18 protein-coding genes are annotated in these 25,669 nt (G+C 34.1%); 15 read left to right on the top strand and 3 right to left on the bottom strand.

Annotated features, from left to right (window positions below; all coding sequences use genetic code 11):
- Nucleotides 1–18: 18 nt before the first annotated feature.
- Nucleotides 19–1,392, bottom strand: coding sequence for a rhamnogalacturonan acetylesterase (locus EYY60_RS07965; RefSeq protein ID WP_132988854.1), 1,374 nt, complete (start codon nt 1,390–1,392; stop codon nt 19–21).
- Nucleotides 1,393–1,645: 253 nt separating this feature from the next.
- Between EYY60_RS07965 and EYY60_RS07960 the strand changes: the two genes are divergently transcribed.
- From EYY60_RS07960 to EYY60_RS07950, 3 genes are all read left to right on the top strand, one after another.
- Entirely contained in the window at nt 1,646–5,053 is a 3,408-nt protein-coding gene (locus EYY60_RS07960) for a DUF4450 domain-containing protein (RefSeq protein WP_132988853.1), read from the top strand.
- A gap of 120 nt (nt 5,054–5,173) precedes the next feature.
- Nucleotides 5,174–7,297: a hypothetical protein gene (locus EYY60_RS07955; protein WP_132988852.1), complete on the top strand. Its 2,124-nt coding sequence runs from the start codon at nt 5,174–5,176 to the stop codon at nt 7,295–7,297.
- Nucleotides 7,298–7,447: 150 nt separating this feature from the next.
- On the top strand, nt 7,448–9,301 hold the full coding sequence (locus EYY60_RS07950) for a rhamnogalacturonan lyase (RefSeq protein WP_132988851.1): 1,854 nt from the start codon (nt 7,448–7,450) through the stop codon (nt 9,299–9,301).
- A 425-nt stretch (nt 9,302–9,726) separates the two neighbouring features.
- Here the strand turns inward: EYY60_RS07950 and EYY60_RS07945 are convergent, their stop codons facing one another.
- Nucleotides 9,727–10,767, bottom strand: coding sequence for a GntR family transcriptional regulator (locus EYY60_RS07945; protein ID WP_132988850.1), 1,041 nt, complete (start codon nt 10,765–10,767; stop codon nt 9,727–9,729).
- Nucleotides 10,768–11,153: 386 nt separating this feature from the next.
- On the opposite strand from EYY60_RS07945, the gene rhaT reads away from it, so the two are divergent.
- From rhaT to EYY60_RS07885, 12 genes are all read left to right on the top strand, one after another.
- The gene (gene rhaT / locus EYY60_RS07940; protein ID WP_132988849.1) at nt 11,154–12,224 is read left to right on the top strand and encodes an L-rhamnose/proton symporter RhaT; all 1,071 of its coding nucleotides are present in this window, start codon (nt 11,154–11,156) and stop codon (nt 12,222–12,224) included.
- 26 nt (nt 12,225–12,250) lie between these two features.
- On the top strand, nt 12,251–14,392 hold the full coding sequence (locus tag EYY60_RS07935; protein ID WP_132988848.1) for a bifunctional aldolase/short-chain dehydrogenase: 2,142 nt from the start codon (nt 12,251–12,253) through the stop codon (nt 14,390–14,392).
- Between the two features lie 343 nt (nt 14,393–14,735).
- Nucleotides 14,736–16,010, top strand: a complete 1,275-nt coding sequence (locus EYY60_RS07930; protein ID WP_132988847.1) for a TIM barrel protein — start codon at nt 14,736–14,738, stop codon at nt 16,008–16,010.
- 79 nt (nt 16,011–16,089) lie between these two features.
- Nucleotides 16,090–17,448, top strand: a complete 1,359-nt coding sequence (locus EYY60_RS07925; RefSeq protein WP_132988846.1) for an FGGY-family carbohydrate kinase — start codon at nt 16,090–16,092, stop codon at nt 17,446–17,448.
- A 189-nt stretch (nt 17,449–17,637) separates the two neighbouring features.
- Nucleotides 17,638–18,375 (top strand): (Fe-S)-binding protein, encoded by a 738-nt coding sequence (locus EYY60_RS07920; protein ID WP_132988845.1) that lies wholly within the window; start codon nt 17,638–17,640, stop codon nt 18,373–18,375.
- A gap of 33 nt (nt 18,376–18,408) precedes the next feature.
- Nucleotides 18,409–19,776 (top strand): glycoside hydrolase family 28 protein, encoded by a 1,368-nt coding sequence (locus tag EYY60_RS07915; RefSeq protein ID WP_132988844.1) that lies wholly within the window; start codon nt 18,409–18,411, stop codon nt 19,774–19,776.
- A gap of 251 nt (nt 19,777–20,027) precedes the next feature.
- The gene (locus EYY60_RS07910) at nt 20,028–21,431 is read left to right on the top strand and encodes a lactate utilization protein B (protein WP_132988843.1); all 1,404 of its coding nucleotides are present in this window, start codon (nt 20,028–20,030) and stop codon (nt 21,429–21,431) included.
- Nucleotides 21,421–22,008 (top strand): LutC/YkgG family protein, encoded by a 588-nt coding sequence (locus EYY60_RS07905; RefSeq protein ID WP_132988842.1) that lies wholly within the window; start codon nt 21,421–21,423, stop codon nt 22,006–22,008. Before EYY60_RS07910 ends, EYY60_RS07905 begins: the two co-directional genes overlap by 11 nt.
- Before the next feature lie 152 nt (nt 22,009–22,160).
- Nucleotides 22,161–22,424 (top strand): hypothetical protein, encoded by a 264-nt coding sequence (locus EYY60_RS07900; RefSeq protein ID WP_132988841.1) that lies wholly within the window; start codon nt 22,161–22,163, stop codon nt 22,422–22,424.
- Between the two features lie 107 nt (nt 22,425–22,531).
- Nucleotides 22,532–23,008, top strand: coding sequence for a hypothetical protein (locus EYY60_RS07895; RefSeq protein ID WP_132988840.1), 477 nt, complete (start codon nt 22,532–22,534; stop codon nt 23,006–23,008).
- A 284-nt stretch (nt 23,009–23,292) separates the two neighbouring features.
- On the top strand, nt 23,293–24,027 hold the full coding sequence (locus EYY60_RS07890; protein WP_132988839.1) for a hypothetical protein: 735 nt from the start codon (nt 23,293–23,295) through the stop codon (nt 24,025–24,027).
- A gap of 106 nt (nt 24,028–24,133) precedes the next feature.
- Nucleotides 24,134–24,808, top strand: a complete 675-nt coding sequence (locus EYY60_RS07885) for a hypothetical protein (RefSeq protein WP_132988838.1) — start codon at nt 24,134–24,136, stop codon at nt 24,806–24,808.
- A gap of 126 nt (nt 24,809–24,934) precedes the next feature.
- Here the strand turns inward: EYY60_RS07885 and EYY60_RS07880 are convergent, their stop codons facing one another.
- Nucleotides 24,935–25,354, bottom strand: a complete 420-nt coding sequence (locus EYY60_RS07880; RefSeq protein WP_132988837.1) for a hypothetical protein — start codon at nt 25,352–25,354, stop codon at nt 24,935–24,937.
- Nucleotides 25,355–25,669 lie beyond the last annotated feature (315 nt).

Genomic DNA, 25,669 nt, shown 5'->3' with positions numbered 1-25,669 from the left:
AAGTGATTCTTTGATGGGTTAATTACCATCTGGTTTAACAATTTCAAATCGGGCGCTCATAGGAAGAGTCCAGCTTGAAATGAAATTTGGTTTCTTCGGATTGTAATCTGGTGTTTCTTTTTTAATGTGTTTTTTTAACGGAATATCCAATTCGCGAATGCCGCTTAAAACGCAAAGCGCAATTTCGTTGGCTCCAAATCCATTAAAATGAGTGTTGTCATCTAGTGCTTTTTCCTGTCCCGGAAAAGTATTGGCAGGATATTGCACAAAAGCTTTTCTTGAAGGTTCATCGCCCCAAGTTTCATACAATTCGGTTGTCATTTTTGTAACATCAATTAAAGCGATATTGTTTTTTTGTGCAACCGCTCGCATTGCAGCAGGAAAACCTCCGTGTGTTTCTTTTAACGTTCCATTTTCATTAAAAAAACGGCGTTGTGTTGGTGTTACCAAAACCGGAATTGCACCTTTTTCTTTAGCTGAATTTACAAACTCAGCCAATAAAGTCGAATAAGAACCAAAAGCGCCATTGCCTTCGCCTTTTATTTTTTCGTCGTTGTGGCCAAATTCCACGAACAAATAATCTCCTTTTTTGATTTCCGAAAGTATTTTTTTCAAGCGATTTGCACCTTTAAAAGAACTCAACGAAGAACCTGAATAGGCATAATTTGCAACTACAATATTGCTGTCGAAATAATTGGTGATGAATTGTCCCCAAGATGCCCAAGGTTCAACATCTTGATCCGTTACAGTTGAATCTCCAGCCAAATAAACAACAGTCAAATTGTCTTTTCGTGTTATTTTAATGCTTTGGATGGATGCTTCGCCTAAAAATTCAAGCGTCAATTTATGATCCCAATTTAAAATTTCTTTTTCACGGTCTTTTAAACTGATATTGGTTTGATCGTCAATTTTGATGTTTCGGACATTTACATTAAAAGTCTGCGTTGCTTTTTGTCCTTTTTTTACAACAAATTCATTTAGCATTAATCGTCTAGATTCTGCTTTTATGGTCACTTTAGAATCTTTTTCAGCACTTCCAATTGTTACTTCAACTTGATAATTTCCCTCCGGAACTGCTGTCGAAAAGTAAGTTGGTTTTGTAATAGAAAAAGAATTGGCATTGATTTTTACATTCGAAGCCGAATTAAAATCAAATCCATAACCTTTTGCATCTGTGTAAATTAATGCGTTGTTTACTGTAATGGCTTTTTTGTTTTTTGATTGATTTCCAAAAATAAAAAGCTGTGATTCTGTATTATTATCGCTGTCATTTCTATTTTCTGAAGAAGAATAAGCAGCATTTTTGACAAGCAGATTAGAAGGCATAGCAAAGAACTGATTCGGCATTGCCAAACAAATAACCATCGATAAGAAAGTACTGATTTTTACCAATTTTTTGAGATTTTAATTTTTTTATTTTCAAACTTAATGGTTCATTTTTGATATAGTATCCTGTACTATGATGTTAAAAAGAATTTAAAAACGCCAAAAATTAATATACTTTTTATATTTCGTAAATCAGGAAGGTACAGGATAGTATACCACAAAAAAACAAAGAAATTGCATCATAATTATTGAATTGATAAAAAAAAGCGATTTTAATTTTATTTAATTCTTATTTAGATTTTGCCATTTTTACTGCTTTATGAAAACAAAAAAATATTCTTTTACAACGTTTTTAAGTTTGCTTTTTTTATTTCCTGTCTTGATTCTTGGACAAAATAAAGAAGTTCGCAAATTGCATTATGCGCCAGATGAAAACAGTTTTGTTTTAAAAAATGGAACCCGAAAATTCAATCGTGCTTTATATGGTTCGAATACAGGATTTAGAGTAGAAACGGGCGATTTGCCTGAATTTGCCATGTATATGCCGGGAATGGGAGGAAACTTCAAACTCGGAATTACAAACGGAAAAGAAAGCAAATGGATTACCGAAGCTTCTAAAATTGATACGCGTTATGTCTTAGGCACAATGCATTATACAATTGAAGATGCTGTTTTAGGAAGCGGAAAATTATTTGTTGATGTTGTTGCTTTAAAAGAAAAAGAAGGATTTATTGTAAAAGTGTCTGGAAATTCAGTTTCAAAAAAAAGTAATATTATCTGGGCTTTTGGCGGTGCAACCGGAAAGAAATTCAGTCGTGACGGCGATATCGGCGCTGATCCTGAATCGGTGTTTTATTTGCAACCTGATTATTGTATTGGTAATAAATATACTTTGCAAAACGAGTCTTTTTTGCTCGAATATGGTTCTGAAAGCAATAAGCAGAAAACAGGAAACAATAAAAGTTTAAGTGGCTTTTTTCCCGAATCGAAAGCGCTTTTAGCGAATGCAAAAAATCAAAATTCTCCTTTAGAATTGTTTTCTTCAAAAGCAGAAAATCTTCCTGTAATTTCAGGCAAAACAAACAGTATTTCTGAAAAAGCTATATATTGGTATTTTTCTACAGAAGAAATAAAAACGACTGTTTCACAAAAAGAAATCGCACAGCTTTATGAAAAATCAGTTCAAGAAACAAAGACTTTAGCGAATAGAGTTAAAGTCAAAACTCCCGATCCATATATCAATAATTTAGGTTTCGCACTTTCAATTGCTTCCGATGGAATTTGGGAAAACCCAGCGTATCTTCATGGCGCAATTGCATGGAGAATGTACCTGAATGCGTGGCGTGGCGCATATACAGCAGATCCGTTAGGATGGCACGACCGAGCGAAAACACATTTTACAAGTTACAGTAATTCGCAAGTAACTTCACCAGAAAACGGTCCGATTGTTTTTGATGAAGAAAGAAATTTGGCTCGTCAAAAAGAAGAAATGGGAACGTCAATGTTCAGTAGCGGATACATTTCTCGAAACCCTAATAAGAATACAGTTGCACATCATTATGACATGAATTTGGTTTTTATCGATCAAATGTTGCGTCATTTTAAATGGACGGGCGATATTGCTTTTTTAAAAGAAATGTGGCCGACAATTGAACGACATTTGAATTGGGAAAAAAGAAATTTTGATCCAGATAACGACGGACTTTATGATGCGTATGCCACAATTTGGGCGAGCGACGCTTTACAATATAGCGGTGGCGCCGTGATTCATTCTTCGGCATATAATTATTATGCGAATAAAACGGTTGCAGAATTAGCAAGAAAAATTCAAAAAGACCCAACGCCTTACGAAAAGGAAGCCGAGAAAATTTTAAAAGCTTCAAATGACCAACTTTGGCTTTCTGAAAAAGGAATTTTTGCCGAATATAAAGACGCTTTAGGAAACCGATTGTTGCATGATTCTCCGGCAGTTTGGAGCATTTATCACACGATAGATTCAGAATTGTCAAATCCTTTTGAGAGCTATCAAATGCTGAATTATGTGAACAATCAGATTCCGCATATTCCAATTTCGGCAGAAGGTTTGGATAAAAAGGATCTTTATGTAATCAGTACAACAAATTGGCAACCCTATACATGGTCCATAAATAATGTGGCTTTGGCCGAACAATTGCATACTTCACTGGCTTTTTGGCAAGGCGGACAATCAGAAAAAGCATTTAAAATGTGGGAAAGCGTTTTGATCGAAAGTATGTATTTAGGTGCTTCGCCGGGTGGTTTTGAACAACTTTTGTATCAAGATAAAATGCGCGGTGAATTGTATCGTGATTTTGCTGATCCAATCGGAATGGCATCTCGAACTTTGGTCGAAGGACTTTTCGGGATTAAGCCTGATGCGGTTTCTGAAGTTTTGACGATTCAGCCCGGTTTTCCAAAAGAATGGGAAGAAGCATCTTTAGAAGTTCCAGATGTTTCGATTTCTTATAATAGAGATAATAGAAAAGATAGTTATCATATTGAAAATCGTTTTGCTTCAAAAATGAATTTGAAATTGATTCTGAATGCCTATTATGAAGGAATTGAAAATATTACTATAAACGGAAAAAAAGCATCATGGAAACCAATACCTGAAAGTATTGGAAATCCAAAAATTAGTATTGAAGTACCGTATAATTCTGTTTATGATATTGTTATAAATTGGAAAGCAATTACTTTTGCAACTATGTCTCATAAACCGTCATACTTTTCTGGTGATGCTTTAAATATGTTGATTTGGAAAGGAGAAATTGTTTCGGTTTATGATCCGCAAGCGGTTTTGGGTAAAATTGTAAAGTCAGAAAAGGATTTTCAATCTACAGTAAACGGCGAGGGGAATAAAACCTTTTTTATTCAGTTAAAACAAGGCGATTTTTCTTGGTGGCAACCAATAGAATTTACTTTAAAAGCAAAAAAAGAATCAAAGGAAATTACAAACTGGGATATTCCTTTAGAGAAATCGGAACGAGCCGAAACCATTTCGCTTTCGTCTTATTTCAATGCAAAAGTTACAGAGATTTTTACAAACGAATATTTATCTCCAAGATCAAAAACAGTGACTTTACAGCTTCCAAAACAAGGAATTGGAAATTGGTGTTATCCAAATATTTCGGTAAAAATTGATGATAAAGGTTTGCGCGAAAAAGCCAAACAAACTGGCGAAATTAAAACACCAAACGGAATTCCGTTTAAAACACCTTCAGATGAAAATCAGAAGAATATCATCTTTACTTCGATGTGGGATAATTATCCGAAAAGCATTGATATTCCGCTTGACGGAAAAGCTTCGCATGCTTATTTTATGCTGGCCGGAACAACAAACCCAATGCAAAGCCGAATCACAAACGGAGAAATTACAGTAAATTATACTGACGGAACTTCAGAAATTTTAGCATTAAAAAATCCAGAAAATTGGTGGCCAATTGAACAGGATTATTTCATTGATGGCTTAGCTTTTACAACCGACGCTCCAAAACCGCCAAGAGTGTATTTAAAAACCGGAGAAATTTCGAGAGATTTTAAAGATTTCACCATCATAAAAGGATTTACAAATTATGGAATTGACGGCGGTGCAGGAACAATTTTGGATTTGCCTTTAGATAAAAATAAAACATTAAAAAGTATGACACTTAAAACAATTGCTAATGATGTGGTGATTGGTTTGATGAGTGTTACTTTAATTAGAGAATGAGATAATTAGAAAATGTGCCAATTTGATAATTTCTCGGACATGAAACTTTGTCAAAGTTCAAAACTTTGACAAAGTTCTCGAGAACCTGAAACTTGAAACCTGAAACAAAAAAATAACCAAATGAAAAAATATCAATTAATTACAGTATTCTTATTTTCCATTTCCATTTTTGCTCAAAAAATAGATCGAAAAACACTTGTAAATCGCCATAATGTTCAAATTTCAGCTATTGATACTTTAGCTTCTTTGACGGTTGGAAACGGAGCTTTTGCCTTTACGGTCGACGCTACAGGATTACAGACTTTTCCGAAAACTTATCAAAATGGAATTCCATTAGGAACTGAGTCAGAGTGGGGATGGGATAGTTATAAAAATACGGAGAATTTCAAGTTTTCTGAGACTTTAAAAGAGTATCCGCAATACGGAAGAAATATTTCGTATACCGTTCAGATTAAAGAACCTAAAAGGAAAGTCGATGCGATAAATTGGTTCAGACAGAATCCGCATTTAGTTCAATTGGGGAATTTAGGTTTTGAAATTTTGAAGAAAGATGGAAGCCAGGCAAAAGCATCCGATATTAAATCGATTTCTCAAAAACTGAATTTATGGACAGGCGAAATCGAAAGTTATTTTGAAGTTGAAGGAACTTCGGTTACCGTTTTAACAGCTTCTCACCAAGAAAAAGATGCAATTGGTGTAAAAGTAAAATCCGATTTATTACAGCAAAAACGCTTGAAAATCAGTTTAAGAATTCCGTTTCCAACTGGAGATTGGGCCGATTTTGGAACCAAATATGAAGGAACGCAAAATTACACAAGTACCTTAAAACAAAAAACAAAAACGGAAGCTGTTGTAACACATGTAATGGACAGTATTTCATACAACGTTGATTTGATGTGGAAAGGAAATGCTCAGATTAAAAAATCGGCAGATCATTATTTTGTGATTGAAGCTTCAAATACAAATACATTAGAATTGAGCTGTTTATTTGCTTTGACATCTAATAAAACATCGAATTCTTCTTTCGCAGAAATAGAAAATAGCAGTGTAAAAGGCTGGGAAAATTTCTGGAAAAGTGGTGCTGCAGTTGATTTTTCTGGAAGTACAGATCCACGTGCAAAGGAGTTGGAACGACGCGTGATTCTTTCGCAGTATTTAACAAAAGTACAGTGTACAGGAAAAGTACCGCCTCAAGAAACCGGTTTGACTTATAACAGCTGGTATGGAAAACCGCACTTAGAAATGCATTGGTGGCATGGTGTTCATTTTGCACTTTGGAACAGACCAGAATTACTAGAAAAAAGCCTTCCGTGGTACGAAAAAGTTTTTGATAAAGCCAAAAATATTGCCAAAAGACAAGGATTTGAAGGCGCAAGATGGCAAAAAATGACCGATCCTGATGGTAATGAAAGTCCGTCTTCTGTAGGTTCATTTTTGATTTGGCAACAACCGCATTTTATTACCTACGCTGAATTGATTTATCGCGCAAAACCAACAGCTGTAGTCCTGAAAAAATATAGCGAGCGTGTTTTTGCAACCGCTGATTTTATTGCTTCGTTTGCAAATTATGATGCTAAAAACGATCGTTATGTTTTAGGTCCGGGCGTTATTCCGGCGCAAGAACGCTTTAAGGCGATGGAAACTTTTAATCCAACATATGAGTTAGCATATTGGAATTGGGCATTAAAAACGGCAATTTCATGGAAACATGGGTTGAACCAAGATGTGCCTGAAAAATGGGAAAAAGTTTTGGCTAAATTATCCAAACTTCCTGTTTCTGGAGATGTATATCTAGCAACAGAAAGCGCCACAGATTCGTATACAAATCCAGAATTCAAAACTGATCATCCATCGGTTTTAGGAACTTTCGGAATGCTTCCTGAAACTTCTTTATTGGATAAAAAAATCATGAAAAACACTTTTGATTTGGTATGGAAAACGTGGTCTTGGGACAAAACTTGGGGTTGGGATTTCCCTATGACAGCGATGTCTGCAGCAAGATTAAATATGCCAGAAAAAGCAATTGATGCCTTGTTTATGAATGTGACGACAAATACGTATTTAAAAAACGGACATAATTATCAAGCTGAAAGATTAACATTATACCTTCCAGGAAATGGCGGATTATTAACTGCTGTTGCCATGATGTGTGCCGGCTGGGACGGAACGACTGAACCAAATCCGGGTTTTCCAAAAGACGGAACTTGGAAAGTACAAAGCGAAGGATTCCAAAAGATGTTTTGATTTTTTTGGTTTCTCGCAGATTTTACAGATAAAGCGGATTTATTTAGTCTCGCAAAAACGCAGAGTCGCAAAGTTTCATTCTAATTTTTCTTTGCGTCTTCGCGACTTTGCGAGATTGAAAAACAACAAACTCACATTTTAAAATACAATATGAAAAATAATAAAAACTTTGTAGTAATACTGCTTTTCTTAAGCCTAAATATATTCAGCCAAAGGCAAATGGAAAATCTCGACCGAGGCGTTATTGCCGTAAAAAATAACGGCCAGTTTTTTATTGGATGGCGTGTTTTGGGCACTGATTCTGATAATCTTGCTTTTAATTTATACCGAAAAAGTGGCAATAAAAAAGCAGTTAAATTAAATGAGAAACCAATTTCTGGAGCGACAAATTTTATAGATACAAAAGCAAATTCGCAAGACGAAAATACTTGGTTTGTAAAAACAGTTTTAAAAGGAAAAGAATCGGACGCAAAAGGAAGTTTTACGATTCCAGCTTCAAGTCCAGATAAAGATTATTTGGCGATTCAATTAAAACAAATTGAAGGTTATACGGCAAATGATCTTTCAGTTGGTGATTTGGATGGCGACGGAAAATACGATTTAATTGTGCATATGACCGGAAAAGCGCATGACAATTCGCATACGGGAATTACAGATCCGCCGATATTTCAAGCTTATACTTTAGAAGGGAAATTTTTATGGCAAATCAATTTAGGGAAAAACATTCGCGAAGGCGCACATTATACACAGTTTATGGTGTATGATCTTGACGGCGACGGAATTGCAGAACTGGTTTGCAAAACGGCTGATGGAACAACAGACAGTCAGAATAATGTTGTGGGCGACGCTTCAAAAGACTGGGTAGATCGCGATCCGAATTCGGGAACTTATGGGAAGATTTTGAAAGGTCCAGAATATCTTTCTGTTTTTGATGGAAGAACCGGAAAGCTTGTTACAACAGTTGATTATATTGCTGAAAGAGGTGATTTAGCAGGCTGGGGTGGACATGGTGGAAGCGGCGGAAATGATACAAAAGGAAATAGAATTGATCGTTTTACAGCTTGTGTTGCCTATTTAGATGGCGTTCATCCGAGTGTGGTGATGTGCCGAGGCTATTACGGAAGAACGGTTTTAGCAGCTTGGGATTTTAAAAATGGAAAACTAACTTCAAGATGGGTTTTTGACAGCAAGGATTCTGAAAATCCATATTCTGGAATGGGAAATCATAATCTTACCGTTGCAGATGTGGATAACGATGGAAAAGATGAAATTATTTACGGATCAATGTGCGTTGATGATAACGGGCAAGGTTTATATACAACAGGTTTTAGACATGGAGATGCGATTCACGTTTCCGATTTAGATCCTGATCTTCCAGGTTTGGAAGTCTTTGGAATTCACGAAATCGAAAATGGCACAACGGGGCCTGGTGCTACTATTTTTGCAGCTAAAGATGGAAAAGTTTTATTTACAGGCTCCATGAATGAAGATGTAGGAAGAGGCGTTGCAGATAATATTGATCCGGAGCTGAAAGGAGCACAATTTTGGTATTCTGGTTCTCCAGATTTATATGATATGAAAGGGAAAGTGGTCGGAAAAGCACCAAACTCGATTAACTTTTTGATTTATTGGGATGGTGATACTTCAAGAGAATTATTAGATTCTAATCATATTGACAAATATAATAAAGGAAGATTATTTACTGCAACTGGAGCAGTTTCGAATAACGGTACAAAATCGACACCGGCGCTTTCTGCTGATATTTTGGGGGATTGGAGAGAAGAATTAATTCTAAGATCTGAAGACAATAAAGAACTGAGAATTTATTCCACAACAATTCCAACGAATGTTCGTCAATATACTTTAATGCATGATCCACAATATCGCTTAAGCATTGCATGGCAGAATGTTGGTTATAACCAGCCTCCGCATACTAGTTTTTATATGGGAAAAGACATGAAACTAGCACCTAAACCGACTATTTCTTTGGTGGTTAAAAAATAGTTTTTAAGGTGCTAAGATTCTAAGATACTGAGGTTCTAAGTTTTTTTTACAAGAGGTTTTATCGTAGAGGCGCACAGCAGTGCGTCTTTCGCATTTTATGAACGCTTGATTTATCATTTATTGTTCATAGAAATGACAAACAATGTGTGGATTTATTGTTTTTCTCTGACGGACTAAAGTCCGTCTCTACAATATAAATCGAGCCTACGGCTCTTTAACAAAAGTTCCGGAGGAACGTTCCATTTTGTAGAGACGGACTTTAGTCCGTCAGAGCATTTTATAAACGAAACATTTGTCATTTCGAGGAACGAGAAATGACAAACGATACACGCATAAAATACGAAAGACGCACTGCTGTGCGCCTCTACGATAAAACGTTTTGCGAAAAAAAACTTATAGCCTTAGCATCTTAGAACCTCAGTCCCTTAGATCGAATTTCTATCAATAAAATTAAAAGGTACTTTATATTCTCCTTTTTCTTTATTTAAGATCATTCTTGCAGCGGTTTCACCCATCACATTAAAGTCGGTTGACATAACGGTGATCCCTAATAATTCTTTTAGAGGTGTATCATTATAAGAGATTACGCCGATTTCTTCTCCTAAAATAAATTCCTCATCACGAATTTGTTTCATTAAATTAACAAGATCCGATTCTTCGATTGTGATGAATAAATCACCTTTTTTCAGAATCATATCATCGTAAACCTCGCTCAGAATTTCAAAATTGATTTCGTGCTCCACACAAAATTTTCTGAATCCGTGCAAAATTCTTCTTGGATAAGGGTAAACTGCTTTTTCAGGATAAACCAAAATTAGTCTTTTGTATTTGGTGATTTTTGAAAGGCCTTCTTTTAAAGCATTATAAATGTCATTCTCAAAATCCTGATAAATTTTGATGATTTCGCCTTCCATTCCGAGTTTGATATTATCCATAATGACCAATTTCTCCTTCGGAATTCTTTCTATGGCTTTTACAACATCATCAGTAAAGCTTAAATGTTTCAATTCATCCGTTTTAAAGTGCGTCGTGATTACATAGTAGTCGTAAGCACCTTCAAATTTGTCAAGAAGATTTAGAAATAAAGTTTCATCACAATGATAAATATGCAAATCAGTATGTGCATTTGCTCCAACGGTATTAATAAAAGAACTGTAGGTTTTCATTTTGTATGCACTCAATTTATTGAATAAAAAAAGCACATTTACCTTAGATTCTAGTTTTGTTCGAGTAATATAATAGCCTTTTCCTCGTATAGAAGAAATGATTTTTCGCTCTTTTAAGATGTTATAAGCCTTTTCGACAGTATCACGAGACATATAAAACTCTTCGCTAAAGCTATTTATCGAAGGAATTTTTTGATTTATTTTTAGATTTCCGTTAGCAATATTCTGCAAAATTGAATCTACAATCTGCTTGTATTTTGGAACCCTAGAATCTTCGTCTATTTTGATAAGTTTAATCATTTTGTGGCTTTGTTGATTATGGCGATTACTTACAGAATATAATTTTGAATTGTGATTTGTGCAGAAAATTTTAGGACTAAAGCTGAAAAATAGGCTTAATTGTTACTTTTCTCACAAAAGAGCAAAATTAAATAAGGCTTGTTTTATTTTTTTTGAGATTTCATTATTTATCGATGATTGTGGATACAATAATTACGAAATCGATTGCTAAAATAGAAATTTTAAATTTATTTTTCTACTTAAAAAGTGTTCTTCTTCTTAATATTCTTTGGTTTTAACATATTTCCTAAAATCATAAAGGATAGTACAGGACAGTTTTCTTTTTTACATTCTCTTATTTTACAAAACCAGATTAACTATCAATAACCACAAACTAAATTTAATTAATGGAATCATTACTAGGTATTATTTTTCACTCCATTGGAGGTTTCTCTTCGGGCAGTTTTTATATGCCATTCAAAAAAGTAAAAAATTGGGCTTGGGAAAGCTATTGGCTTGTAGGAGGTTTTTTCTCTTGGTTAATTGTACCGCCAATTGCAGCATATTTGACGATTCCGAATTTTACCGAAATTATCGCTACGGCTGCACCACAAGTTAAAGCACTAGCATTTACAATGGGATTGATTTGGGGAGTAGGTGGACTTACTTATGGTCTTGGCGTTCGCTATTTAGGAATGTCACTAGGAAATTCAATTACATTAGGATTCTGTTCTGCTTTTGGAGCTTTGATTCCGCCAATTTATTATCATTTTAATGCAGTAGAAGGAAAAGAATCAATTAGTGATATGTTTTCGAATTCTGGTGGACAAATGGTTTTGGCTGGAGTATTAATATGTATTATAGGTATTGCTATTTTAGGAAAAGCAGGAACACTGAAAGAAAAAGATTTTGAAACAGGTCACGAAGACAAAGATAAAGATTTCAGTCTGGTAAAAGGGTTGATTATTGCCATAGTATCAGGTATTTTGAGTTCGTTTTTTAACTTCGGAATCGAAGCAGCAAAACCAATGGCTGATGTTGCAAATGAAGCTTGGAAATTGGCAAATCCAAATCAAGGCGAATTTTTGTTCCAAAACAATGTAAGTTACATTATTATATTATGGGGTGGACTAACGACCAATTTTATTTGGTGTATCTATCTTAATTTCAGAAATAAAACTTTTTCAGATTATACAAATACAAGTACTCCAATTGCTAAAAACGTTCTGTTTTCTGCAATTGCTGGAACAATGTGGTTTTTGCAGTTTTTCTTTTATGGTATGGGAGAAAGCAAACTTGGCAATGGCGCAAGTTCATGGATTCTGCACATGGCAACCATTATTTTAACGGCTAATTTATGGGGATTCTATCTAAAAGAATGGACAGGAGTTTCTAAGAAAACAATGCGAACTTTTTCGTGGGGAATTGCATTGATGATGCTTTCGATTGTGGTAGTCGGAATCGGTAATTCATTATAAAATATAAACTAAAATCAAACAACCAAATGTCGAATATAAATACAACTAATATGAATTTTAAGCACGTAAGCTATCTTTGGGATGACGCTAAAGCAAAAGAATTAGCTGGGGATGAAGTAGCGCTTTTTATTTATCGCTCTAACTTACTTGGAGCCGATTTAAGATTGACAAACTACGGAGGAGGAAATACTTCTGTAAAAATAACAGATAAAGATCCATTAACAGGCGAAAGCTCTGAGGTGATGTGGATCAAAGGTTCTGGTGGAGATATTGGAACATTGACAAAATCAGGCTGTGCAGCACTTTATTTAGACAGATTGCGCAATCTTGAAAATGTGTACAGAGGAATTGAATTTGAAGATGAAATGGTAGAATTATTCAACCACTGTATTTTTGATTTGGCTTCAAAAGCACCTTCAATCGATACACCCTTACACGGATTTTTGCCTTTCAAACATATCGATCACTTGCATCCAGATGCGGCAATTGCAATCGCGGCTGCTAAAGATGGAAAGCAAATCACAGAAGAATTATTTGATGGCGAAATTGGATGGGTTGGATGGCAACGCCCTGGTTTTGACCTTGGTCTTCAATTAAGAAGCTGTTTGGAAGAAGCTGAGAAAAAAGGAAAAAAACTTCGCGGTATCATGTTAGGTTCTCACGGTTTATTCACTTGGGGAGACACTGCATACGAAAGTTATATTAATACGCTGGAAGTAATCGAGAAATGTGCTGAATATCTTGAAAGCAACTATGGAAAAAAACGTCCTGTTTTTGGAGGCAAAAAAATCGACAGTCTTCCTGAAGCAGATCGTAAATTAAAAGCAGCAAAAGTAGCGCCAATCTTAAGAGGTTTCTGTTCATCAGAGCGTCAAATGATTGGACATTATACAGATGATGCAAGAGTATTGGAATTCATTAATTCTAATGATCTTTCAAAATTAGCACCGCTTGGAACTTCTTGTCCAGATCACTTTTTAAGAACTAAGATCAGTCCGCTGGTTTTAGAATTAGATCCAAACGAAGATTTGTCTGATGTTGAGGTCATTAAAGCAAAATTGACACCAGCATTTGAAGCGTACCGTGCAATGTACAAAGATTATTACAATGCATGCAAAAAATCAAATTCACCTGCAATGCGTGACCCAAATCCGGTTGTGATTTTATATCCAGGAGTAGGAATGTTCACTTTTGCAAAAGATAAAACAATGGCGCGTTTGGCGTCTGAATATTATATCAATGCAGTAAACGTAATGAAAGGTGCTGAAGCAGTTTCAGAATATACTTCATTGCCGCACCAAGAAGCATTTGATATTGAATATTGGTTGTTGGAAGAAGCTAAATTACAGCGTATGCCAAAACCAAAAGCATTGTCAGGAAGAGTAGCTGTTATTACAGGTTCTGCTGGAGGGATTGGAAAAGCTATCGCTAAGAAATTTGCTCAGGAAGGTGCTTGTGTGGTAATCAATGATATTAACGAAGAGCGTCTAGCGTCGGCTACAGCGGAGTTTGTGAAATTGTTTGGTAAAGATGCCGTTTCAAGCACTTTATTGAATGTTACTGATTCTGATTCTACTGAAAAAGCATTCGATCAAGCTTCTCTAGCTTTTGGAGGTGCTGATATTGTGGTAAATAATGCTGGAATCAGTATTTCTAAATCTATTGCAGAGCACACTTTAGAAGAGTGGGACAGATTATATGATATTTTGGTAAAAGGACAATTTATAGTTTCTAAAGCCGGAATCGAAGTAATGCGCAAACAAGGTTTTGGAGGTGATATCGTAAACATTGTTTCTAAGAATGCAGTAGTTGCGGGTCCAAATAATCCTGGATACGGTTCTGCAAAAGCAGCTCAAGCGCATTTAACACGTTTAATGGCTGCAGAACTTGGAGCTGATAAAATTCGTGTAAACACAGTAAATCCAGATGCTGTAATTTCAGATTCAAATATCTGGTCTGGCGGATGGGCAGAAGGACGTGCAAAAGCATACGGAATCACGGTTGAAGAATTACCGGCTTACTATGCAAAACGTACCTTATTAAATGAAATTATATTGCCAGATGATATCGCAAATGCGTGTTTTGCTTTCGTTGGTGGTTTATTAGATAAATCTACAGGAAACGCTCTAAACGTTGATGGCGGTGTCGGAATGGGCTTTTACAGATAGATTGTTTAGTTTTTTTAAGTTTAAAACAAAGGTGGTTTTTTGTAATCTAACGTTCGGAAATTTTCGAGCGTTAGATTTTTTTAAAATTTAAGAGCTAAAAAAACGCAATAAAATAATTAAGATTAAGAAAATATACCAAAGTAGAGTTAGTTTAGCGTAATTGATTTTTTAAATTAAGCTTAATTTTCTTTTCACCATTAAGATATTAAGTAATTTAAGCCAATCTTTATGAACTTAATTTCTTAATGGTAAAACAAACAAGCAAACTTGTTTTGAAATAAATAATAACCAAGAGCGCAATCGATATAATGTGTTACATTGTGCGCTATTAAAATAAAATGCTATGTTAATTGAATCAAACAATATTGCATCTCATAATGAGGGATTGCTGAAAAAACATCAAAATAAATTTGCTTTTACAGCATCAGAAATAGAAAATGCAGAATCGATTATTCAAAAATTAATTGATTTTCAAATCGCTATTCCATCTTGGGCTTTAGGAACTGGAGGAACTAGATTTGGACGTTTTGCAGGTGGAGGAGAACCTCGTTCATTAGAAGAAAAAATTGAAGATGTAGGTTTGCTTCATAAACTAAATAATGCTTCTGGTGCGATTTCGCTTCATATTCCGTGGGATATTCCAACAGATTATAAGGCGATCAAAACGTTAGCAGCACAGCACGGATTAAAGTTTGATGCCATGAACTCGAACACGTTTCAGGATCAGGCAAACGCAGAGCATACGTATAGATATGGTTCATTGCAAAATGTAAACAAAGCAGTTCGCAAACAAGCAATTGCTCACAATATCGAAGTTATTAAACACGGAATCGAATTAGGATCTGATTCATTAACAGTTTGGTTAGCTGACGGATCTAACTTTCCGGGACAATTAAACTTCAGAAAAGCATACCAAAATACATTAGAAAGTTTAGAAGAAATCTACGATGCATTGCCTTCAAACTGGAAATTATTCTTAGAATACAAATGTGCTGAACCAAACTTTTACTCAACAACAGTTGCAGATTGGGGACAATCGTATTCATACGTTCAAAAATTAGGTGACAAAGCAAAAACGCTTGTTGATTTAGGTCATCATTTGCCAAATGCAAACATCGAGCAAATTGTTTCTATTTTATTGATGGATAATAAATTAGGAGGTTTCCACTTTAATGATTCAAAATATGGAGATGACGATTTAACTGCTGGAGCTTTAAAACCGTATCAATTATTCTTGATTTTCAATGAATTAGTTGAAGGAATGGATGCAAGAGGAATGAATCACGCCAAAGATTTAGGCTGGATGATTGATGCATCTCACAATATTAAAGATCCTTTAGAAGATTTATTGCAATCTGTTGAAGCGATTATGATTGCGTATGCACAAGCACTTTCTGTTGATAGAAAAGCTTTAGAGCAAGCTCAAGAAGAAAATGATGTGGTTAAAGCACAGGAAATTCTTCAAAATGCTTTCCGTACAGATGTTCGTGCGTTAGTGGCAGAAGCTCGTTTGCGTTCTGGGGCAGCTTTAAATCCGGTAGAGTTATATCGTTCTCTTGCTGTTAGAAGCAATTTAATTGGCGAAAGAGGATTAAAAACAATGGCAACAGGGTTATAATTATAAATTATTAATTGTTAATTATAAATTATGAATCCAAAATTAACAATTGATAATTAACAATTTACAATTAAAAAAAATGAATGTAGTTGCAATTTTTGATATTGGTAAAACAAACAAAAAGGTTTTTTTATTTGACGAAAATTATAAGATTGTTTGGGAAAAATCAGTGAATCTTGATGAAACCACAGATGAAGATGGTTTTCCTTGTGAAGATATTGATGTTCTGAAAAACTGGATACTCGACCGATTATCAGAAATAAAAGAGCTGACCAACTATGTTTTAAAAGCTATCAATTTTAGTACATACGGCGCTAGTTTTGTGTACATTGATGAAAACGGAAAAGTTTTGACTCCTCTGTATAATTACTTAAAAGATTATCCAGAGGAATTAAAAGCAGCGTTTTACAACAAATATAAAGGCGAAGAGAAATTTGCAGTCAAAACGGCTTCTCCAGTTTTAGGAAGCTTGAATTCTGGAATGCAGATTTACCGACTTAAGGAAGAAAAACCGGAGCTGTTTGAAAAAGTAAAATATTGTCTGCATTTGCCACAATATTTAAGTTTTCTGCTGACAAATGAGGCTTTCGCCGATATTACAAGTGTTGGCTGTCATACCAATTTGTGGAATTTCAAAAAAATGAAATACCACAAATGGATTGAGAACGAAGGTATTTCAGAAAAAATTCCACCTTTACATTATGGAAAAGATGTTTTGAAAAAAGGTGATTTGTCTGTTGGAGTTGGACTTCACGACAGTTCATCTGCAATTATTCCATACACAATCAACTTTACAGAACCGTTTGTTTTATTGTCGACCGGAACTTGGAGCATTTCGCTGAATCCGTTCAATAATAAGCCTCTGACTTTTGATGAACTTCAAAAAGATTGTCTGTGTTATATGCAGTACACTGAAAAACCTGTAAAAGCGGCAAGATTGTTTTCGGGCAACGAGCATGAAGTACAAGCCAAAAGATTAGCGGCCCATTTTAATGTTCCGTTTGATACTTTCAAAGATGTTTATTTTGATAAAAATATTGTAGCAAACTTAAGAGCACTTCATTTTCAGATTCTTTATCCAAAGAAATACGATTTTGATATTTTGAAAGAATGTCCGTTTCAAAAAAGAGACCTTTCGACTTTCAAGAATTACGAAACCGCTTATCATCAATTGATGTTGGATTTAGTCGAACAACAGGTTTTTTCGACTAACTTAGTGATACACAATAGCCCTGTTAAGAAAATTTTTGTGGATGGAGGTTTCAGTAAAAATTCGATTTTTATGAATTTGCTGGCAGAAGCTTATCCTGATGTAGAAGTTTATGCTGCTTCAATGGCGCAGGCAAGTGCATTGGGAGCGGCGTTGGCCATTCACGAAAACTGGAATCCAAAGCCAATTCAAAATGATTTAATAGATTTGAAATTTTATAAACATTAGGTAATTGATAATTTACAATTAATAATTGACAATTGATAATTATTAATTAAAAATTAATAAACTGTATTTTGCAACGCAAGCTTGTCAGTTCGCTCTCGCTCGAATCTCCTTTTGGTCGAAATGACAAAAAAATGAGAATAAATCCGCTTGATCTGCCAAATCTGCGGGCAAAAAATAAAAGAATAAAAAATGAAAATCGGACTTTTTATACCGTGTTATGTCGATCAGTTTTTTCCAAAAGTTGGAATTGCAACCTATGAACTTTTACAAAAATTAGGCTGTGATGTTCATTTTCCGATGGGACAAACTTGCTGCGGACAGCCAATGGCAAACAGTGGTTACGAACACTTAACAAAAGGCTGCAATGCTAACTTTATCTCCAATTTTGCGGGATTTGATTATATCGTTTGCCCGTCAGGAAGCTGTGTTTTACATGTAAAAGAGCACTTGCATGATGACAAATTAGAAGTTGTCGCGTCAGAAATGCGTAAAAAAGTTTTCGAATTAACAGAGTTTATTACCGATATTTTAAAAGTAGATCACATACAAGGAAGTTTTCCATACAGAGTCGGGATGCATCAAAGCTGTCATGGCCAGCGAGGTTTAAAGCTTTCGCAGATGTCGGAACTAAACGCACATTTTTTCTCAAAACCACAGCAATTGCTTTATAAAATAAAAGGTTTGGATTTAGTTTCTTTATCCAGAAAAGACGAATGTTGTGGTTTTGGAGGAACTTTCTGCGTTACCGAAGAAGCCGTTTCTGTAAAAATGGGACAAGACCGAATCAAAGATCACGAAAATCAAAATGTCGATTATATCACTGGTGGAGACATGTCTTGTTTGATGCATTTGGAAGGTATTTTAAGAAGACAAAACAGTCGAGTAAAAACCATTCACATTGCCGAAATATTAAATACAATGGTATAGAAAATAGGTGAGCCATTTTTTTTAAATTTAATCATGAAAAAAATAACTTTTTGTTTTACACTTTTGCTTTCGTTGCTTTTTTTATCGTTTCAGAAAGATCCAACTTCTGTAACACAAAAAGAAGTGGTGGTAAAAGCACCTTTTGAAATGCCCACCATCAAGATTCCTGATTTCAGCAAATGCAAAAAATTTTCGATTGTTGATTTTGGAGCAGTAAAAGGCGATAAAGAAAAAACTTCTGAAGCAATTTCTAAAGCGATTTCAAAAGCCAATAAAGCGGGTGGAGGAATTGTGATAATTCCGGAAGGCGAGTGGCTGACAAAGAAAATTCATTTTAAAAGCAATGTAAATCTACATTTGGAAAAAGGAGCGGTTTTGCTTTTTTCTGAAGATCCAAAAGATTATCTGCCAGCAGTTCGTTCTACTTGGGAAGGTTATGAATGTTACAATTATTCGCCACTGGTTTACGCATACCAATGTAAAAATATTGCCATTACAGGCGAAGGCGAATTGAAAGCAAAAATGGACGTTTGGACAAAATGGTTTGCACGCCCAAAAGCGCATATGGAAAGCTTGAAAAGATTGTATTATTTGGCTTCTTACCAAAAACCTGTCGAAGAAAGACAAATGGTTAATGATACTGCTAATTTGCGTCCGCATTTTATTCAGTTCAATCGTTGTCAGAATATTTTAATGGATGGCGTTAAGATTACCAACAGTCCGTTTTGGATGATTCATCCGTTTTTGTCAAAAGATGTCGTGATCAGAAATCTTCAGGTGTATGCGCACGGACATAATAATGACGGTGTTGATCCAGAAATGTCGCAAAATGTATTGATCGAAAATTGTGTTTTTGATCAAGGAGACGATGCAATTGCAATTAAATCGGGCTGTGGAATAGATGCTTGGACCTTAAACACACCTTCAAAAAATATTGTTATGCGAAATTGTACTGTAAAAAACGGACATCAATTAGTCGCAATTGGAAGTGAATTATCAGGTGGAATAGAAAATGTATTTATTGATAATTGTACAGTGGTCGATGGCGCAAAACTAAATCATCTTCTATACATTAAAACTAATGAAAGAAGAGGCGGTTTTGTGAATAATATTCACATGACGAATATCAAATCGGGGAAAATTGATGCCGGAATTCTCGGAATCGAAACTGATGTTTTATACCAATGGCGTGATTTGGTTCCGACAATTCAACGTCGTTTGACGCCAATAAAAAATGTATATCTGGAAAATATAACAGCAACCAATGTGAAGTTTGTTTCAAGAATTCAAGCTCAAAAAGAACTTCCGGTTGAAAATATTTTCTTGACTAATGTAACGGCTGCAAATGTTCAAGGCGAAAAAGCAATTCATGAAAATGTAGTGAATTTTGTCAGTAAATAATGATTTCGAAATTTCTTTCAAACCTTAAGTTTTATTCGTAGCAAAAGTCCCAGAGGGGCGATATATTTATAGAATATTCAGTTTGTTTTCAATAAGAAACCCCATAGGGGTGACATTTTTTATATTGCTAAAGATAGAAATGTCGCTCCGATGGAGCTATAAAAATAAGCTCTAAATTAGGCTATAAATATTATGCTCCGATGGAGCTCATGAAAAGCAATCGAATCAGTTTTATATTAAATGATTAAAAGATGTCTTCAAAAAAAACAATAGAACACAGCGAAGCAGCGGCACGTTTTAACAAAGATGTGGAGCGCGTAAATTGGCATGATGAAACGCTTTGGTTCGTTAGAGAAAAACGCGATAAATCTGCACATCAGATCTCGGATTGGGAATTATTGCGTGAAACAGCTTCTAAGATCAAGAATAATGTGCTTTCTAATATTCACGATTATTTAGTTGAATTTGAGGCAAATGCTCAAAAAAACGGAATAAAAGTACATTGGGCTGCCGATGCCAAAGAACACAATGAAATTGTGCATTCTATTCTGAAAAAGCATGACGTGAAGCAAATGGTGAAATCAAAATCCATGCTTACCGAAGAATGCCATTTAAATGAATATTTAGCTGAAAATGGCGTAGAAGTTATTGACTCGGATTTGGGAGAATATATTGTACAGCTTCGTAAAGAACCGCCAAGCCATATTGTTTTGCCAGCAATTCACCTAAAAAAAGAAGATGTAAGTGAAACGTTTCATGAACATTTGGGTACAGAAAAAGGGAATTTTGATCCACAATATTTAACCGAATCGGCACGACAACAGCTTCGCGATACTTTTTTAACTAGAAAAGCAGCTTTGACCGGAGTAAATTTTGCCATTGCAGAAACGGGTGAGTTTGTGGTTTGTACCAATGAAGGAAATGCAGATATGGGCGCGCATTTAGCCGATGTTCATATTGCCTGCATGGGTTTTGAAAAATTGATTCCGAACAGAGAGCATTTAGGCGTTTTCTTGAGATTATTGGCGAGAAGCGCAACAGGACAGCCGATTACGACTTTTTCAAGCCATTTTAAAAAGCCAAGAGACGGCAAAGAAATTCATATTGTAATTGTCGATAACGGCCGCAGCACACAATTAGGAAGAGAAGATTTTAGAAATTCGCTAAAATGTATTCGTTGCGGTGCGTGTATGAATACGTGCCCAGTTTACCGAAGAAGTGGCGGACATAGTTATCATAATGCCGTTGCGGGACCAATTGGTTCTATTTTGGCTCCAAATCTCGACATGAAAAAAAATGCCGATTTGCCATTTGCAAGTACACTTTGCGGTTCTTGTACCAATGTTTGTCCGGTAAAAATCGACATACACGATCAGTTATATAAATGGCGTCAGGTTTTGGTGAAAGAAGGACATACACCAACGGCCAAAACGATTGCAATGAAAACAATGGCGGCAGTTTTGGCAAATCCGACGGTTTTTAATATCGCAGGAAAATCAGGCCGATTTGTAATGAAAAATGCTCCAGGTTTAGTGAACAACAAAATGAATAAATGGTACGATCAGCGCGAAATGCCTGCAGTTCCAGAAGAATCATTCAGAGAATGGTACAAGAAAAATTCAAGAGAAGCAAAAGAGAAAAACAATGAGCAGTAAAGCCGAAATATTAAATAAAATCAAGCAAAATCAACCTGATTTTGTAACTGCTTTGCCAGACTTAAAAGTTTTAGGTTCTGAAAACTTTAATGTTTTAGAAACGTACAAAACAGTCCTAAAAAACATTGGAGGAAATCCCGTTGAAGTTTCCAATTATGACGAGGTGATTTCATATGTCAAAAAGCATTACAATCTTGAAAAGCGTATTATTACAACGCTTCCAGAACTTTCAGAAATAGCATCTTTAGATTGGACAAATGATGATCCGCATTCATTAAAAAATGTTGAATTGAATATTATAAAAGCAAATTTTGGCGTTGCAGAAAACAGTGCACTTTGGGTAACCGATGCTATTCTTGGACAACGTGTTTCGCCTTTTATCGCGCAATATTTGGCTATAATTGTAAATAAGGAAAACATTTATCCAACAATGCATCAAGCCTATGATAAAATAGGAAATCAAGAGTACGGATTTGGAACTTTTATCGCTGGACCTTCAAAAACGGCTGATATTGAGCAGTCGTTGGTTTTGGGTGCGCATGGCGCTAGGGGATTGGTTGTTTTTTTGATGGAGTAAAATTTAGATTTTAATAATATAAACTGTGTAAAGGTCTTTTTTGACTTTTATGCAGTTTTTTTGTTTTTATAAAGTTATGTAATTCGGATTTAAAATTATATTTGGTATTTTACGACACCATTGGAATTCTAATAAAACAAAAAATATTAAATATGAAGAAATTCCCAACTCTAAATGAAAAGCAGGTTGTAGTAGTTATTGCAGATGGAGCAACAGGTCATGTATTGAATATTAAACTAGAGCTCTACCTAAATAACACTGAAGATGAAATATATTGGTTGTTCAACAATATAGATTTAGCAAAAGAATTTATACAAAAACAGTCTGTTTTAAATGACAAATTAGAGTTTTTAATATATGATAGTAATGAATCTATTTTAGAATACATAGAAGCAATCCACTGGAAGAATTCTTGATAAAGCAAAGAATATTTATCCAATCTTTGTGGGCACAGATTACAAATCTGCGCTAACGATTGAGGGTAGACGTGCGCGATTGGAGGAGAGGTCAATTAAAAAAGAAAATGAGAAAAAAAGTTTTAGTTAGTTTATACATTATATCATTAATGTGTGTTTGCTGTCATGAATTCAATACAGCAACGCCTCAAGCATCTTCAACAATTTTAAATTCAAAAAAATCTGAATTTTATCTCTCTACAGCAAATAAATTACAAACTGGAGATTTAGATATTATTGATTCTGTTTGGATTGAAAAAGTTTGGCATTACAAAGTTATAGAGGGAGAAAAAAGAAAAGTTTCATTATCACCAAATAATCAAATTGTTTTGAAATTAAAAAAAGCAAGCAAGGAGTTTAAGAAAAGTGAATATCTTTTAGAATGGAAAATAGTAGAAAAACATTTTGGCAATTTAGGTTCTGGCAACGGGGTTTTCATGGTAACATTCCCCAAAACTACTAGAATAGACACTCTTCACTTTTTGTTACATAAAGTAAAGGATAATTCTACTATTGATATTGGAACCTTTGTAAATCTGCGCTAACGATTGAGCGTAGACGTGCGCGATCGAATACTTTGTAAAGCATAAGAATAAAGTAAAAAAGCAAAATAGACCCGTTAGCGCAGATTTGTGATCTGTGTCTGTACAGTAAAGCTCGTACTATATTGTATAAGATCTCCAATCTTTCTAGGCACAGATTACAAATCTGTGCTAACGATGAGCAACTCCAGGTCAAAAAGCGTCATCTGTTATTAGAAATTTGAAAGTGCTTTCTCATACATCAAGTACATCAGGCGTTTATAATACACATAATTAAATTTAAATTTATGAAATCAAGTTTTGCAATTTTAGTTTTAATATCAATATTATCGTGTCATAGTAACACAAATAATGAAAAAAAGAGGATTGATTTGTCAGAAAAAAAAATCTATGGAGATATTGATTTTATCAATATGAAGGGAGTAAAATTATTAGGTAATGATTTATCTAAAGTAGATGCCTATTTTGAAATTAATAAAAATGAGAATAATGTTGAAATCATATCATATGTCAAGTCTCAAAGTTTAAATAAAAACTCTAATGATTCTGTTTATAGAGGTAAAGAAGTTTTTATCAAAAAAAATGGAGGGTATTATTTTCATAAAGAATGGATTGATGAAGATAATCCTGAAGAAAAAATGAAAAGAGAAATCTTTATTATTAACAATAAGTTACTAAAAGTTGAAAACGTAATTGATGTTCATTCCAAAAAAAAATTGTCATCTAAAGTGGAAAAAATTGACTTAGTTAGGAAAGAAATTGAAACTTTAAAGTTTTATAATAATGGTTTCAATGTGTTCAATGAAATTAGTTTTGATAAATTAATTAAAAGTGAAAAGCCTTATAGTTATACAAAAACCCTAATAAAGCCAAATGATTTTGGTCTGTTATTAGAATATAATGTTAAAAATTTTCAGAATAATACCCAAGAACAGTATCAAGAAAAATATACTGGTTATCCTAAGAAACAATTAAACAATTATTGGAATTTATACAAAAAATTTTACGGCGATGAAATGTAATATTGGTAATGTCTCGCTGTTTTGAACGAATCGGGTTTACAATTGAGACGCTAACGATTGTGGAGAGAAAATCTGCGTGATTGGGTTACTAATTCAATAAATTAAAATGAAATTATTATATATATCATTTTTTACGGTATTAGGTTTGGTTCTTTTTAATATTTTATCTAAACCAATTTTAAAATTAAGATTGAAAATTTTATTTTCAATTTTAATAGTTGCATTTTGTTTATTACAAATTAGTTTATTCTATAATTTAGGTTATATGGATAATAATAAATTCTTTATCTTATTAGTATTCAGTTTTGTTGTTTTTGTCTTTTATTACGGCATCAATTTTCTATTGATTTTGTTTTTAAATAAAAGAGAGACTTTTCAAGGTAATTACTTAGCAAAGGGTTTTCTTTTCTTTAGAAATTATATTATTTATCTTCTAATTTGGCTTTTTCAAGTTTATACAATATTATCATTATCCCAACAGGAAACTTTTACCAAAGAAAAATTGATTGGAAGTTGGAAAATAGCAGATAAAAAACATTCAACTATTATTCTTGAAATCAACAAAAAAAATGTTACTAGAATAGAAAATGGCAAAAAAATAATTTATAGTAATTATGCAATTTCTGGAAATACTTTGATATTAGTTAATTCTAAATTTAAAGAAAAACATTTAATTGTAATTTTAACTGATAGCAAGTTGAGATTTGGCGCTGTCAATCCTTATGAAAAAGATATTGAATTGATTGATGCTGTTGAATTTGAAAAGATAAATATTAAATAGGAACCTTATTAACGGAAGCGTCTAGCTCGTAAAAAGGTGCGCATAAATGAAAACCTTGCAAAGCATAAGAATAAAGTAAAAAAGCAAAATAGAACCGTAGCTATTTTGCTTTTTTACTTCAATGTTTTAATAAAGCATTTGTGCCAATGCTGATGCCGAAGAAGCTGATTTGGGCAATAAAGAAGTTAATGTTGAAAATTGTGCAGGAGTTATGTTCTTTTTCATTTTGGTAAGAAAAGATTCTCTGTTGGCTGTCATTTTTGAGGTGTAACCTGCTTTGTCAGTCGCCATTGTTGGCAAAATATTTTTCTTTTTGTTTAGCGTTTCATTTACCAATGAATTTACAATAGGTTTTTGAGCATCGGTTAATTTCAATTTAGGATTCAACAATCCCATAACCTGATTAGAAATACTAGCCACATCAAACGAAGGAACTGCTGTCTGTGATGCTTTGCTTGCCGCTTTCGTAAGATCTCCTACACTTTGCGCATTTGCAAGCGTAATGGTTCCAAACAAAACCATTACAAGTAATACTCTTCTTTTCATAATATTATTTTTAAGTTGTTGGAATGTATTAAAGGTAAAAAAAATATTGATTTGATAAATGGATTTTTATTGTAAATATTTGTAAACGTGTGTTTTGTGTTTGTTTTGTGTTCGGGAAATTAGTCGTGAGATGCTGTGTAATCCCGAACGAATTTTGGGATTCACTTTGCATAAGTTTTTCTTTTTTAAAAATTGTAATTGTCTCAAAAATCAAAAACCAATTTATAAGCAAACCTTTACTAAAAACAAAAACGTAAGATTTAGCCTTACACATCAGCCCGAAAATCAAAATTTTATGAATTGATTTTTGCAAAA

Origin of the sequence: Flavobacterium zhairuonense, assembly GCF_004352915.1 — a bacterium.
Lineage (GTDB): Bacteria > Bacteroidota > Bacteroidia > Flavobacteriales > Flavobacteriaceae > Flavobacterium > Flavobacterium zhairuonense.
Note: the sequence above shows the minus strand (reverse complement) of the source record. Positions and strands in the feature narration are given on the sequence as shown.

Coding starts and splice junctions, on each gene's coding strand:
- EYY60_RS07960 (WP_132988853.1), top strand. CDS start 1,646: ATGAAAACAAAAAAATATTCTTTTACAACGTTTTTAAGTTTGCTTTTT.
- EYY60_RS07955 (WP_132988852.1), top strand. CDS start 5,174: ATGAAAAAATATCAATTAATTACAGTATTCTTATTTTCCATTTCCATT.
- EYY60_RS07950 (WP_132988851.1), top strand. CDS start 7,448: ATGAAAAATAATAAAAACTTTGTAGTAATACTGCTTTTCTTAAGCCTA.
- EYY60_RS07945 (WP_132988850.1), bottom strand. CDS start 10,767: ATGATTAAACTTATCAAAATAGACGAAGATTCTAGGGTTCCAAAATAC.
- rhaT (WP_132988849.1), top strand. CDS start 11,154: ATGGAATCATTACTAGGTATTATTTTTCACTCCATTGGAGGTTTCTCT.
- EYY60_RS07935 (WP_132988848.1), top strand. CDS start 12,251: ATGTCGAATATAAATACAACTAATATGAATTTTAAGCACGTAAGCTAT.
- EYY60_RS07930 (WP_132988847.1), top strand. CDS start 14,736: ATGTTAATTGAATCAAACAATATTGCATCTCATAATGAGGGATTGCTG.
- EYY60_RS07925 (WP_132988846.1), top strand. CDS start 16,090: ATGAATGTAGTTGCAATTTTTGATATTGGTAAAACAAACAAAAAGGTT.
- EYY60_RS07920 (WP_132988845.1), top strand. CDS start 17,638: ATGAAAATCGGACTTTTTATACCGTGTTATGTCGATCAGTTTTTTCCA.
- EYY60_RS07915 (WP_132988844.1), top strand. CDS start 18,409: ATGAAAAAAATAACTTTTTGTTTTACACTTTTGCTTTCGTTGCTTTTT.
- EYY60_RS07910 (WP_132988843.1), top strand. CDS start 20,028: ATGTCTTCAAAAAAAACAATAGAACACAGCGAAGCAGCGGCACGTTTT.
- EYY60_RS07905 (WP_132988842.1), top strand. CDS start 21,421: ATGAGCAGTAAAGCCGAAATATTAAATAAAATCAAGCAAAATCAACCT.
- EYY60_RS07900 (WP_132988841.1), top strand. CDS start 22,161: ATGAAGAAATTCCCAACTCTAAATGAAAAGCAGGTTGTAGTAGTTATT.
- EYY60_RS07895 (WP_132988840.1), top strand. CDS start 22,532: ATGAGAAAAAAAGTTTTAGTTAGTTTATACATTATATCATTAATGTGT.
- EYY60_RS07890 (WP_132988839.1), top strand. CDS start 23,293: ATGAAATCAAGTTTTGCAATTTTAGTTTTAATATCAATATTATCGTGT.
- EYY60_RS07885 (WP_132988838.1), top strand. CDS start 24,134: ATGAAATTATTATATATATCATTTTTTACGGTATTAGGTTTGGTTCTT.
- EYY60_RS07880 (WP_132988837.1), bottom strand. CDS start 25,354: ATGAAAAGAAGAGTATTACTTGTAATGGTTTTGTTTGGAACCATTACG.